The sequence below is a fragment of the Haloplanus salinarum genome (genome assembly GCF_009762275.1).
Classification (GTDB): domain Archaea; phylum Halobacteriota; class Halobacteria; order Halobacteriales; family Haloferacaceae; genus Haloplanus; species Haloplanus salinarum.
In genome coordinates, this window is record NZ_CP034345.1 from 2670679 (window position 1) to 2683113 (window position 12435).

Annotated in this window: 15 protein-coding genes; 10 read left to right on the forward strand and 5 right to left on the reverse strand. The window is 70.6% G+C overall.

Annotated elements, in window-relative coordinates; translation table 11 throughout:
* Positions 1-37 precede the first annotated feature (37 nt).
* The 5 genes from EI982_RS15135 to lwrS all read left to right on the forward strand — a co-directional run bounded on the left by EI982_RS15135 (position 38) and on the right by lwrS (position 3308).
* Positions 38-451: an Lrp/AsnC family transcriptional regulator gene (locus tag EI982_RS15135; protein ID WP_157690479.1), complete on the forward strand. Its 414-nt coding sequence runs from the start codon at positions 38-40 to the stop codon at positions 449-451.
* Positions 452-503: 52 nt separating this feature from the next.
* Positions 504-926, forward strand: coding sequence for a DUF5778 family protein (locus EI982_RS15140; protein ID WP_157690480.1), 423 nt, complete (start codon positions 504-506; stop codon positions 924-926).
* Between the two features lie 369 nt (positions 927-1295).
* The gene (hemA, locus tag EI982_RS15145; protein ID WP_157690481.1) at positions 1296-2633 is read left to right on the forward strand and encodes a glutamyl-tRNA reductase; all 1338 of its coding nucleotides are present in this window, start codon (positions 1296-1298) and stop codon (positions 2631-2633) included.
* A 40-nt stretch (positions 2634-2673) separates the two neighbouring features.
* The gene (locus EI982_RS15150) at positions 2674-2949 is read left to right on the forward strand and encodes a 4a-hydroxytetrahydrobiopterin dehydratase (RefSeq protein WP_157690482.1); all 276 of its coding nucleotides are present in this window, start codon (positions 2674-2676) and stop codon (positions 2947-2949) included.
* Positions 2946-3308 (forward strand): LWR-salt protein, encoded by a 363-nt coding sequence (gene lwrS, locus EI982_RS15155; RefSeq protein WP_157690483.1) that lies wholly within the window; start codon positions 2946-2948, stop codon positions 3306-3308. Before EI982_RS15150 ends, lwrS begins: the two co-directional genes overlap by 4 nt.
* Here lwrS and EI982_RS15160 read toward each other — a convergent pair whose 3' ends face one another.
* Positions 3309-3968: a DUF7504 family protein gene (locus EI982_RS15160; RefSeq protein WP_157690484.1), complete on the reverse strand. Its 660-nt coding sequence runs from the start codon at positions 3966-3968 to the stop codon at positions 3309-3311.
* Positions 3961-4113, reverse strand: a complete 153-nt coding sequence (locus EI982_RS15165) for a hypothetical protein (RefSeq protein WP_157690485.1) — start codon at positions 4111-4113, stop codon at positions 3961-3963. The genes EI982_RS15160 and EI982_RS15165 overlap by 8 nt, the downstream gene beginning before the upstream one ends.
* 86 nt (positions 4114-4199) lie before the next feature.
* Between EI982_RS15165 and EI982_RS15170 the strand changes: the two genes are divergently transcribed.
* Entirely contained in the window at positions 4200-4853 is a 654-nt protein-coding gene (locus EI982_RS15170; RefSeq protein WP_157690486.1) for an HAD family hydrolase, read from the forward strand.
* Between the two features lie 105 nt (positions 4854-4958).
* Here the strand turns inward: EI982_RS15170 and EI982_RS15175 are convergent, their stop codons facing one another.
* The 3 genes from EI982_RS15175 to EI982_RS15185 form a co-directional block, all read right to left on the reverse strand.
* Positions 4959-5693: a HalOD1 output domain-containing protein gene (locus EI982_RS15175; protein WP_157690487.1), complete on the reverse strand. Its 735-nt coding sequence runs from the start codon at positions 5691-5693 to the stop codon at positions 4959-4961.
* A gap of 70 nt (positions 5694-5763) precedes the next feature.
* Positions 5764-7656 (reverse strand): molybdopterin biosynthesis protein, encoded by a 1893-nt coding sequence (locus tag EI982_RS15180; protein ID WP_157690488.1) that lies wholly within the window; start codon positions 7654-7656, stop codon positions 5764-5766.
* Positions 7657-7681: 25 nt separating this feature from the next.
* A complete protein-coding gene (locus tag EI982_RS15185) occupies positions 7682-8905 on the reverse strand; it encodes a molybdopterin molybdotransferase MoeA (RefSeq protein WP_157690489.1) in 1224 nt (407 codons plus the stop codon).
* Positions 8906-9019: 114 nt separating this feature from the next.
* On the opposite strand from EI982_RS15185, the gene EI982_RS15190 reads away from it, so the two are divergent.
* From EI982_RS15190 to speB, 4 genes are all read left to right on the forward strand, one after another.
* Positions 9020-9376 (forward strand): Hsp20/alpha crystallin family protein, encoded by a 357-nt coding sequence (locus tag EI982_RS15190; protein WP_157690490.1) that lies wholly within the window; start codon positions 9020-9022, stop codon positions 9374-9376.
* A gap of 6 nt (positions 9377-9382) precedes the next feature.
* Entirely contained in the window at positions 9383-11056 is a 1674-nt protein-coding gene (locus tag EI982_RS15195) for an ABC1 kinase family protein (RefSeq protein ID WP_157690491.1), read from the forward strand.
* 143 nt (positions 11057-11199) lie between these two features.
* Complete coding sequence (locus EI982_RS15200; protein ID WP_157690492.1) at positions 11200-11574, forward strand: translation initiation factor IF-5A; 375 nt, start codon at positions 11200-11202, stop codon at positions 11572-11574.
* The gene (speB, locus tag EI982_RS15205) at positions 11575-12408 is read left to right on the forward strand and encodes an agmatinase (protein ID WP_157690493.1); all 834 of its coding nucleotides are present in this window, start codon (positions 11575-11577) and stop codon (positions 12406-12408) included.
* Positions 12409-12435 lie beyond the last annotated feature (27 nt).

Below are 12435 nucleotides of genomic sequence, written 5' to 3' on the forward strand. Positions count from 1 at the left end.
TCGTAATCGGTAAGTCGGCCCCGGCCGAAGGCGCCGTATGGACGAACTGGACCGTCGGATCCTGGCGATCCTCCGCCGGGATTCGCGGACCCCGTACACCGAAATCGCGGACCGGGTCGGCACCTCCGAGGGGACGGTCCGCAACCGGGTCGAACGTCTCGTCGACGAGGGGATCATCGAGCGGTTCACCGTGGCGACCCGCACCGGCAACGTCAAGGCGATGATCGAGGTGTCGGTGGCCGTCGACGTCGACACCACCGGCGTCTCCGACCGGATGGCCGAGTGGGACGAGGTGGACTTCGTCTGGCAGGTGTCCGGCGAGCGGGACATCGTCATGGTGGTCGACGCCGCCGACACCCGCGCGGTCAACGAACTCATCACGCAGGCGCGGGACCTGGACGAGGTCCAGAACACGAAAACCCGCCTCATCCTGGACGAACGGCTGGGATGACCGCCGGCCGCGAACCGTCACGGGTAACACGCTGGACCGACCATCCGGAGCTATGAGCGACGTAGTCGACGACGACCTCTACCGACGGACGAAGGCGCTGTTGGAGCCCGGCGACATCGAACTCGCGGGGGCCATCGTCCACACCGACCTCACGGGCCAGGAGGACCTCGAGATGCACGAACTCACGGTCGAACTCAACGAGGTCATCGCCGCCCACGCCGGGAAGGGGGAGACGTACATCTACGCCGGCAACGACGACACCGACTTCTCCTCGAACCAGTTCCAGGGCCTGACCGTCGAGGACGACGCGTTCGTCTGGGAGTGCCAGCAGCTCCTCCGGAACGGCACCTTCGACATCGTGTTCTACTACGAGGCCGACGTGGACCAGGAGGCCCTGGTGGCCGACGTCCGCGATCGGGGGTACGAGGTGACGAGCGTGGTGCTCGAGGACGGCGACGTCGCCACCGACGCCTGATAGTGTTTATGCTACCTGTTTACCGGTGGGTCGCCAGAACGGTCCGGCGACCCACCGGTGACCAGTTACAGTACCCCCTCCGAGCCGGACCGTTCGTCCGCCGCCGGCGGACCGCACGACCCGCCGACAGTTTTCACCGCTCGGTAGACGACGGGACGTTTAAGATGCCGTACCTCGGAGGGTGGCGTATGCAACGGAGTCAGGGGGACGTCCGGCCGTCGGGGCCGGCGTCGGCGGGGTCGGGACGGACCCCGAACCGGGAGCTAGCGCCGGTACGTGGCCGGCGCTATTGGAAGAGTTTAGGTAGGACGGACGCAAACGGTGTCGCGAATCGGAGCGTATGATCCACGTGTCCCGAGGTGAGTACCTGTGACGACGGGCGTGATCAGCGGGGTGACGGTCTCCCACCGGCACGCGACCGTCGACGAGATCGAGTCCGCCGCCGCCGAGGACGTGGCTACCGCCGTCCGCGACCTCCTGGCGAGCGACGGCGTCGACGAGGCGTTCGCCCTTCAGACCTGTAACCGCGCCGAGGCGTACGTCGTGAGCGAGGACGCTGCGGCCGGCCGCGCGGCGCTCGCGGACTTCGCCCCCGACGTCCGTGACGGCGCCGTCCGGGAGATGGACCACGAGACGAGCATCCGGCATCTGATGCGGGTGGCCGCCGGGCTCGAATCCCTGGTCCTCGGCGAGGACCAGATCATCGGTCAGCTCCGCACGGCCTTCGAGCGGGCCCGCGGCGCCGGCGGCATCGGTTCGGTCCTCGATCCGTCGATCACGAAGGCCCTGCACGTCGGCGAGCGGGCGCGGACCGAGACCCGGATCAACGAGGGCGTCGTGTCGCTGGGCAGCGCGGCGGTCGAACTCGCCGACCGCGAGCGCGACTTGGACGGGGCGACCGCGCTCGTCGTCGGCGCGGGCGAGATGGGGCGGCTGGCCGCCAAGGCCTTCGACGACACGGGCATCTCGAAGCTCGTGATCGCCAACCGGACGGTCCCACACGCCACCCACCTCGCCGACGAGGTCGAGACGCCCGCGGAGGGCGTCGGCCTCGACCACGCGCCCACGGCGGCCGAGCGGGCCGAGGTGCTCGTCACGGCGACGAACAGCCCGACCCACGTCCTCGGTCGTCCGGCCCTCGACGGCGCCGGCGAAACGCTCGTCATCGACCTCGCCCAGCCGCGGGACGTCGATCCGGCGGTCGACGACCTCGCTCCCGTCGTGGCCTACGACATCGACTCCCTGGAGGCGATCACCGACGAGACGCGGGAGCGCCGCCGCGAGGCCGCCGAGACGGTCGAACGGATGATCGACGAGGAGTTCGAGCGGCTGATCGACTCGTTCAAGCGACGGCAGGCCGACGAGGTCATCAGCGCGATGTACGAGAGCGCCGAGATGGTCAAAGACCGGGAGCTCCACACCGCCCTGTCGCGACTGGAGTCCCAGGGCGAGTTGACGGAGGAACAACGCGAGACGGTCGCCTCGCTGGCCGACGCCCTCGTCGGTCAGTTGCTCGCCGCGCCGACCAAGAGCCTGCGCGACGCCGCCGCCGAGGACGACTGGACGACGATCCAGACCGCACTCGGCCTGTTCGACCCCGAGTTCGGCGGCGACCGCCCGTCCACCCCGACGGCCCAGACGCCCCGCGAGGGCGCCGACGCCGACGACATCCCGCAGCACGTCCTCGACCGGCTGAACGAGGAGTAGGCGCCCCAACCGTTATTCCACGTCCGGTCGACAAGCAGGTATGCCCGACCGCCTCGACGACGACGAGGTCGACCGCCGCCTCCCGGACGACTGGGAGCGCGACGGCGACGAAATCGTCCGCACGTATCCGTTCGACGACTACCTCGACGGCGTCACCTTCGCGACCCGGGTCGCGGAGGTGGCCGACGAGGAGTACCACCACCCCGAGATCACGATCCGCTACGACGAAATCGAGGTCCGACTGACCAGCCACGAGGCGGGCGGGATCACCGACGCCGACCTCCGTCTCGCGGGCCTGTTCGACGCCGAACGGTGACGGACGCCGCCTACGTCTTCCGCGTGACCGTCGCCCTCGATACGACGCGCGTCGAGGCGGACCCGGACACCTTCGAGACGGTCGTAACCAGACCCGCGGACGAACCGGGAACCGACGGTTGGCTGTTCTTCCGCGACGCCTGCTGGCGCGGCGAGGTGAGCGACGAACGCCACCTCCGGACGCTGGCCGCGGAGTGGCTCTCGGCCCCCGTGACGGACGTCCGGTTCAGCGAGTTGCGCACCGACGAGGCCCACCTCGATGCCCTCCGGGCCGCCATCGCCGACGACCCTGCCTTCGACGACCCACCGCGGGACGTCCTCCACGCGCACCTCGGCAGTTCGATCCGCGTGATGGAGTGATCAGGGCCCCCCGGGACGGGGGTCGAACGGCGTCCAGTCGCCGTTTCCGGTCGCGAGCCCGCGGGTGCGGAGCTCCGGCCCCGCGTCGCCGTCGCGGACCTCGATCCGGGCGCCACAGAACTGCCCGACGGTGCTGACCGTCCGCGCGTCCTGTGTCTCAGGGTCGATGAGGAAGACGCCGAACCCGTCGACGCTGTCGATGCGACCGACCATGGTGTGGACGAACCGCGAGACCGTCTGGAGGTCGCTGAACGAGAGCAGGGTCGACACCGAACAGACGCCGGTCCGGACGCGGTCGAGTCCCGCCTCGTGGAAGGTTCGATAGAGCTTCGAGTACCGCATCCCGACCCCGGTCAGATCGGCGGGCCCGGAGACGCCGACCACCCGTGCGGGGAGGTCGTCGTCGCCGTCGCCGACGCAGTCGACGACGGCCGTCCGATCCGGACCGACGGTCAGCCCCGCGGTACGACAGTCCTCGATCACCCGCCTCGCCCGCGCGTTGGTCGTGATGACGATGGTGCCCTCGTCGTCGCCACCGACGAGGAGCCGGAAGGCGAGCTGGCGGGTGCCGGCGTGGGTCGGTCCCGAGAGGAGGACGCTCGTCCCGGGCCTGATCGGCGGGACGGGGAGGTCGGCGAAGGTGTAGTCCCCCTCAGACATCCCGATCACCGCCCGCGCGGGTTCGCGGGCGCGCCTCCGGCGCCGTCGCGGTCGACCCGAGCGCCTCGTCGACGGGCCACGCGGCGGCCACGCCGGGGGTCGCGTGTCGCGTCCGCTCCGCCGGCTCGATCGAGCAGACGTTCATCGACGGATAACCGTGTGGAACCCCTATTAATACTGGCGTGACCGGGCCGGAACACACTTGATCCGTCCGCGCCTACCGAGGAACGAATGGTCGCACACGCCTACGACTTCTGGCTGTTCGACCTCGACGGGACGCTCGTGGACGTGGAGCCCTCCTACGCCCGGGAGGTGTTCGAGCGCGTCGGCGACCGGCTCGGCCGGGACTTCTCCGAGCGCGAGGTCGAGATCCTCTGGCACGGTCTCTCCGGGGAGCGGACCCCCCAGCTTCGCGAGTGGGGGATCGATCCCGACGCGTTCTGGGCGACGCTCCACGACGTCGAGGATCCCGCGGCCCGCGCCGACGCCACCTTCCTCCACGACGACGCCGCGTTCGTCGCCGACCTCGATCGGCCGGTCGGCCTGGTCACCCACTGTCAGGAGTACCTGGTCGATCCGGTCCTCGACGGCCTCGACATCCGGGACTGGTTCGACACCGTCGTCTCCTGTACCCACGAGATCGGATGGAAGCCCGACCCTGCCCCCGTCTATCGCGCGATGTCGGACCTCGGCGTCGAGGACGGGACGGCCGGCACCCTCGTCGGCGACGGTCCGAACGACGTGGGGGCGGCGTGGAACGCCGGCCTCGACGGCGTGCACGTCGAGCGGCACGGTCCGTACCGTCGGGGGCGCTGTGTCCTCGGCGACTACCGCGTGCGGTCGCTCGACGAACTGCGGGCGACGCCGCGAGCGGCGGGCGACTGATCCCGACTCGCGTTCGCCGGCCCCATACGGATTATTGTAACTGGTTGCCGGTGGTTCGCCGGACCGTCTCGGCGAACCACCGGTACTGACGTACAATAAACAGTATCACTCCCCGCCCGTCTCGGTCCGCAACAGGATCAGCCCCTCGCTCGTCACCGCGAGTTCCTGATCGGCGAAGAAAAAGCGCACCTGAATCCCGCTCCGCGAATCCCCGTCCGGTCGGCTGAGGAGCGCTTCGAGCATCTCGGCGTCGATGCTCTCGTACAGCGGCGGCGCCGACGCGTCCCGGCCGGTGTACTCCTCGACGGCGGTGACGATGGTCGTCGCGAGGTCGGTGCTCTCGTCGCGCCACTCGTACCGTTCGATGGGAACCCAGGCGCCCGAGCGGTCGGGGCCCGCCGCCCGGCGTTCGGGACGGGGTGCGATCCCCGATCCGTTCGTCGTGTCGGGGTCGTCGACGCGGGCGTCCCCCGGCATCGGTACGACCGCCGCGACGTGGTCGAGGAGGGTGGCGAACGCGTCGCCGGTCTCCTTCTCGACGTGTCGCGTCGCCACGTGGTGGGTGGCGCCGGGGATCGACTCGCGGTCGGCGGCGGTGAAGAGGACGACCGGGAGGTCCGGGTCGACGTCGGCCGCCCGGACGACGAACGGGGTGCCACCGTCCGTTCGGATCGAGTCGCTGACCAGGCAGTCCACGTCGCGGTCGGTCAGAGTCGTCAGGCCGTCCGCGGGATCGGACGCCGTCAGCCACGTCACCGCCGCGTCGTTGGCCCGCTCGCTCGACAGGTCGAGCACCGAGCGGTCGTCGTCGACGTGGAGGACGGTCGGCTGAGTCGACACGACGGCACCTTGTCCGCCGGGGCACATATACTCTCGGGCACGTGAACGGGTACCGACGCGCCCACGCCGGTCAGGCCTCGAAGCCGTCGAGGTCGGCAACGGCGCCGTCGAGCGCCGACTCGACGGCGCGCTCGAGCGCCGTGACCCCCGGCTTGTCGGTGCGGTCGGGGTTCGCCAGCACGCGGACGGATTCGGTGCCGACGGGGACGAACCCGCAGTCGAGCGTGTCGGCGGTCGCCCGGAGGCCGAGGCCCGCATCGGCTGCCCCGTCGAGGACCTTCCGCGCCGGGCTCTCGAACCCCTTGACGGTCAACTCGTAGCCGTCGATGGCGGCGGTCAGATCGCGGCGCTCGGTCGCCCGTCTGTTGGCCAGGCGGTCCAACTCGGCGTCGAGGCTGGCGCGCAGGCCGGCGTCTGTCGCCCGGTTGACGAACCGGAGGTCGCGGTCGACTAGGTCCGCGAGGCCGTCGACCCCCGCGGGGTTGCCGGCGGGGACGACGAGGCCCCACTCCCGGGTCCACCCGCCGAGGTCGACGGCGTCGACGTCGCGGTCCGTCGGGCCGGAGACGACCGCCACGTCGGGGACGCCGTCGCGCAAGCGCCGTCGCCCCTGTCGGCTCCCGACGTCGAGGTAGCGGGGGCGTTCCAGTCGGTCGAGCAGGCGGGAGAGTGCGGGGTCGTCCTCGCCGACGCCGAGGAGGGTCGGCGGGCGGACGTCCGGCGAGAACAACTGCACCGTGACCCGCTCGCCCTCGGCGAGGTAGTCGGTGTCGGCGTCGACTTCGACGATGCCGTCGGCCTCGACGAGGCTCGTCGTCGCGCCGCTCCCCTTGTCGACGGGGTAGACGAGGGTGTCGGCCTCACCGTCACCCGCCTCGACCAGCCCGACGGGCATGAGGCGGGTCCGCCCCTCCGAGTATCGCTCGCGGACGGCCATCCGCCCCTCGACGGTCGCGGTGCGGGGTTCGGGCAGCCCCGCCGCCTCGCGGATCGCCGGCGCGACGAACGTCCGGAAGATGGTGAGCGCGGAGACGGGATAGCCCGGCAGGCCGACGTACGCGGAGTCCTCCAGTCGGCCGACGAGCATGGGTTTGCCCGGCTTGACCGACACGCCGTGGAGGAGGAGTTCCCCCTCGCTCTCGATGACGCGGTAGATCACGTCGACGGCGCTCGCGGAGGTCGACCCCGAGGAGAGGACGAGGTCACACTCGTCGGCGGCCTCGACGAGCAGGCGCTCCATCTCGTCGTAGTCGTCGCCGGCGTGGGGGTAGAGCACGGCCTCGCCGCCCGCCTCCTCGACCCCCGCGGCGATGGTGTAGGAGTTCACGTCGTAGATCTGGCCGGCCTCGCTGTGGAGGTCGCCGCCCGGTCGAACGAGTTCGTCGCCGGTCGAGACGATGCCGACCGTGGGCGTCCCGCGGACGGGCACCGTGTCGACGCCGAGCGCGGACAGCAGGCCGATCTCGCGGGGCGTGATCAGGGTGCCCGGACCGAACGCCCGGGAGCCGGCGGCGACGTCCGCGCCCGCGACCATCACGCGGTCGCCCGGCGCGACCGAGGTTCGGATCGCGATGCCCGCGTCGGTCTCGTCGGTGCGCTCGACCATGACGACGGCGTCGGCGCCCGGTGGCAACACTGCGCCGGTCGATATCTCGGCACAGGTCCCGTCCCGCACCTCGACGTCGGGTTCGGCGCCGGCGTGGACCGTCCCGATCAGGTCGAGGACGGCGGGATCGGCCTCGTCGGCGCCGAAGGTGTCGCTGGCGCGGACGGCGTAGCCGTCGACGCTCGCGCGGTCGAACCCCGGGACGTCGAGCTCGGCGTCGATTCGCTCGGCGAGGACCCGGCCCCGGGCCTCGTCGAGGGGAACCCTCTCGGGCTCGGGCGACAGATCGAGCGAGTCGACGGCTTCGCGGGCCGCGGCGGGCGAGGCGAGGTCACGGAACTGGCGTCGGTCGCTCATCGGCGACCACCCCCTCGACGGTCGGTCACGCCGACCACTCCCAGTCCTCGACCGCGACGCGTTCGCCGGCGTCGTACCCCTCCCGGGCCTCGGGGACGACGACCCAGCCGTCCGCGAGGGCGACGCTCGAGAGGACGCCCGACCCGCTGGCGCGGGTGGGTTCGGCGACCGGGCGGTCCCCGTCGCCCTCGCTCAGGCGTACCCGGGCGAACGTCCGGGTGCCGGGTTCGCTGGATATCTTCCGGGACAGTTCGGCCTCGACGGTCGGGTGTTCGGGTACGGGCATGTTGCCGACGCGTTTGAGGATGGGCCGCAGGAACTGGACGGCGTTGACGATGCAGGCGACGGGGTAGCCCGGGAGCATGACGACAGGGGTCCCCTCGACGACCCCGAGGGCGACGGGGTGGCCGGGTTTGAGGGCGACGCCGTGGACGAGTACCTCGCCCAACTCGTCGACGACCTCGGGGGTGTAGTCGCGCTCGCCGACCGACGAGCCGCCGGTGGTGACGACGACGTCCTTCGCGAGGTCGCGCTGGATCGCGGCGCGGATGGCGTTGGGGTCGTCGTCGACGACGTTCCGGTAGGTCGGGATGGCGCCCCAGCGGTCGGCCATGCGCGAGACGGTCAGGCCGTTGGTCTCGATCACCTCGCCGGGCTCGGGGTCGCGCTGGACGAGTTCCTCGCCCGTCGGGATCACGCCGACGGTCGGCGGGTCGTACACTTCGACCTGGTCGACGCCGACGGACTTCAGCAGGCCGAGATCCGAGGGGCGGATCCGGTGGCCCGGTTCGTACAGTCGCTCGCCCTCGGCGACGTCCTCGCCGACGTCGCCGACGTTCTCGCCCTCGGCGACGGCGTCGAACACCTCCACCTCGTCGCCGACGGTCTCGGTGTGTTCGACCATGACGACGGCGTCCGCGCCCTCGGGCAGGTCGCTGCCGGTGTGGACCCGGACGGCCTCGTCGGGGTTCACGGCGCCCTCGCCCTCGCGGAGGACGGTCGGCGACCGGTCGCTGGCGCCGAAGGTGTCGCTGGCGCGGACGGCGTAGCCGTCCATCGCCGCGCGGTCGTAGCCGGGGACGGGCGACGGGGCGGTCACCGTCTCGGCGAGGACCCGGCCGTCGGCTCGGCCGAGCGCCACCCGCTCGGTTCGGTCGTGTCCGGCGACCGTCTCGAGGACGGTCTCCAGGGCCTCGGCGACGCGGGTTCGGTCCTTGAACCCCGCGCGTTCGAGGTCGTCGTGACTCATACCCGTCCTTGCGTTCGCGGATACAAAAACCCGTAGCCGGCCCGCGGGGGCCGACGGCCGCGGGCGGCCGCCGACACCGCGGCCTTTTTCGATCCCCGCGCCTTACCCCATCCCATGTCAGCACTGCGGGACGCGCTTCGGGACCTCCCCGAAGCAGTGTTCGCGGATCTGCTCGAGAGCGAGGACGCCTACCTGCTGGTCGTCGACCTGCCGGGGGCCACCGCGGACACCGTCGACGTCCGCGTCGAGAAGGGTCGCCTGCACATCGAGGCCCGGCGGGAGAAGGATCTCCCCCCGTCCTTCGAGTACGTCCGCGAGGACCGGCCGCTCTTCCTCGACGCGGAGCTGCCCCTCCCGCCGGACGCGACGGGCGCGGGGGCCGAGGGGTCGACGGACCGCGGCATCCTCGAACTCCGACTCCCCAAGTACGAGGCCGCGCCGGAGCAGCCCATCCCCATCGAGGACGCGTAAGCCCGGGTGGTTACGCTGGTCAACCTCCGCGCGTACTGGCGCTTCGTCCGCGTCCTCTACCAGTTTTTCCCCCTGATCATCGCGTACTGGCGCGACCGCCGGAAGTACTTCCTGTTCGGCGGCCGCCGCAGCGTCGACCCGGAGACCCAGCGGGAGCGCGCCGACCGCCTCCTCGACTCGCTGCTCACCCTCGGGCCGACGTTCATCAAACTCGGGCAACTGCTGTCGACCCGGCCGGACGTCCTCCCGCCGGCGTACATCGACGTCCTGACCAGCCTCCAGGACGACGTGCCGCCGGCGCCGTGGGCCGAGACGCGGCCCGTCCTCGAAGCCGACGTCGGCGAGGTCGACGAGGTGTTCGACGACTTCGAGCGCGAGGCCATCAGCGGTGCCAGCCTCGGGCAGGTTTACCGGGCCACCTACGAGGGCGAGCGGGTGGCGATCAAGGTCCGACGGCCGGGGGTCGAGGACCTCGTGGAGGCGGACCTCCGGGCCATCGCGTGGCTCCTGCCCATCCTCCTCCGGTTCACCGACGAGGCGCGGAGTTTCTCGGTGTCGAACCTCGCCGACGAGTTCTCCGACACCATCCGTGAGGAGATGGACTACTCGCGGGAGCGTCGGATGCTCGGCGAGATCCGGGAGAACTTCGAGGGCAACGACCGAATCCGCATTCCCGGGGCCGTCGACGAACTCTCCGGCGAGCGCGTCCTCGTGATGGAGTACATCAGCGGGACCAAGATCAACGACGTCGACCGCCTCGACGAGATGGGGCTGGACCGGAGCGACCTCGCCGAGAGCCTCCAGCGCATCTACCTCCAGATGATCATCGAGGACGGGGTCTTCCACGCCGACCCGCACCCGGGCAACCTGTCGGTCGCCGAGGACGGCTCGATCATCTTCTACGACTTCGGCATGAGCGGGACCGTGGACGCGTTCTTCCAGGACAAGATCGTCGACTTCTACATCGCCGTCGCCAACCAGGACATCGACGGCATCCTCGATTCGATGGTCGAGATGGGGACGCTCAGTCCCACCGCCGACCGCGAGGTGATGGGGCAGGTGATGGAACTCGCCATCGCGGACGTGCGCGGCGAGGACCTCGAGCAGTACCGCGTCCAGCAGGTCATCCAGCAGGTCGAGGACACCATCTACGAGTTCCCGCTACGCCTGCCGCGGAACTTCGCGCTCATCATGCGGGTCGCGACGGTGGTCGAGGGCGTCTGTGTCACCCTCGACCCCGACTTCGACTTCATCAGCGTCGCCACCGACTACCTCTCCGAACAGGGGTACCGCGAGGAGGGTGTTCGGCAGGCCGTGGAGTCCGCGGGCGACCAACTCGAGGAGACGGCCCGCTCGCTGGTGACGGTCCCGCCGAAACTCGACGACGTGCTGGATCGGGTCAAACGGGACGACCTCACCGTTCAGATCCAGATCGACGACGAGCACGACGTGTTGGATCAACTCGCGAAGCGCATCGCCTACAGCATCCTGGCCGCCGTCGGTGTGCTCTCGACGGCCATCCTCTACTCGTTCAATCAGGCGCCCGAGGCGGCCATCGTCGCGGGCGTCATCACCCTCCCCGTGGGCCTCCTGCTCTATCGTTCGCTGCGGCGGAAACGCGGCGTGCGTGCGCGGCCCCAGTTCACCAGACAGGAGATGCGTCGCCGCCGGGACGAGTAGGGCGTCGCCGCCGCGACGAGTAGGGCGTCGCCGCCGGGACGGGGAGGGTCGCCGCCGGGACGAACGATCCGTCGCCGGCGTAACGAATACGCCGCGCAGAGCTTTCCAAACCGTTTATACACCGCCTTCCGTTATCGATCCGTATGGCGAGAGAGCAAAAGCAGGTGCGAGAACTGCAGGAGGGGAGCTACGTGATGATGGAGGACTCCCCGTGTAAGATCAACGCGTACAGTACGGCCAAACCGGGGAAACACGGGAGTGCCAAGGCTCGCATCGAGGGGACGGGCGTCTTCGACGGCAAGAAGCGATCGCTCAGCCAGCCGGTCGACGCGAAGGTGTGGGTGCCCATCGTCGAGCGGAAGGGCGGACAGGTCGTCTCCGTCTCCGGCGACGACGCCCAGATCATGGACCTCGACACCTACGAGACGTTCACGATGCGGATCCCCGAGGACGAGGATCTCTCGCCGGACGACGAGATCGAATATCTGGAGTACGAGGGTCAGCGGAAGATCGTGTAGATGTTTCCCGGTGCGACCGCCGACCGTGCGGCTGCGGCGTACGTCGTCGTCGGCGCACCGCTCGATCGCTCGACGACCTTCCAGCCGGGTGCACGGTTCGGCCCCGATCGGATCCGGCGGTTCGCCGAATCGTTCGAGGATTACGACCACCACACCGACCGACACTTCTCGGAACTCGGCGTCCACGACGCCGGCGACCTCCGTGCCTGGAGCGACGCCGCCGAGTACGTCGACTTCCTCACGGGCGAACTGACGGACGCCGTCGACGACGGCGCCACGCCCGTGCTGTTGGGCGGGGAACACACCGTCACCGTCGCGGGCGTCCGAGCGGTCGACCCCGACCTCTTCGTCTGTCTCGACGCCCACCTCGACCTCCGGGAGTCGTTCGACGGCGACCCCTGGAGCCACGCCTGCGTGACCCGCCGGGCGCTCGATACGGCAGATCACGCCGTGATCGTCGGCGCCCGCGCCGGGAGCGAGGCCGAGTGGGCGCGGGCACGCGAGGACGACGTGACCGTCCTCCCACCCGAGACGGTGGCCGAGCGGGGGGCCGACGCCGTCCGCGAGGCCATGGCCGCGGCGGTCGACCTCGACGCGGCGACGACCTACCTCAGTGTCGACGTCGACGCCGCCGATCCGGCGGTCGCGCCGGGCACCGGAACGATGGAACCGGGCGGGCTGTCCGCCCGTGAGATCCGAGACGTCGTCCGGGCGGTCGCCCCCGACGCGGCCGGCGTCGACGCCGTCGAGGTGAACGACCGCGACGACGGGCAGGCCGCGACCCTCGCCGGCGCGCTCCTCCGCGATTTCGTCTTCGCGCACGCCGGCCCGTAGCCTACAAATCCCCGCCGGCCGACGGGC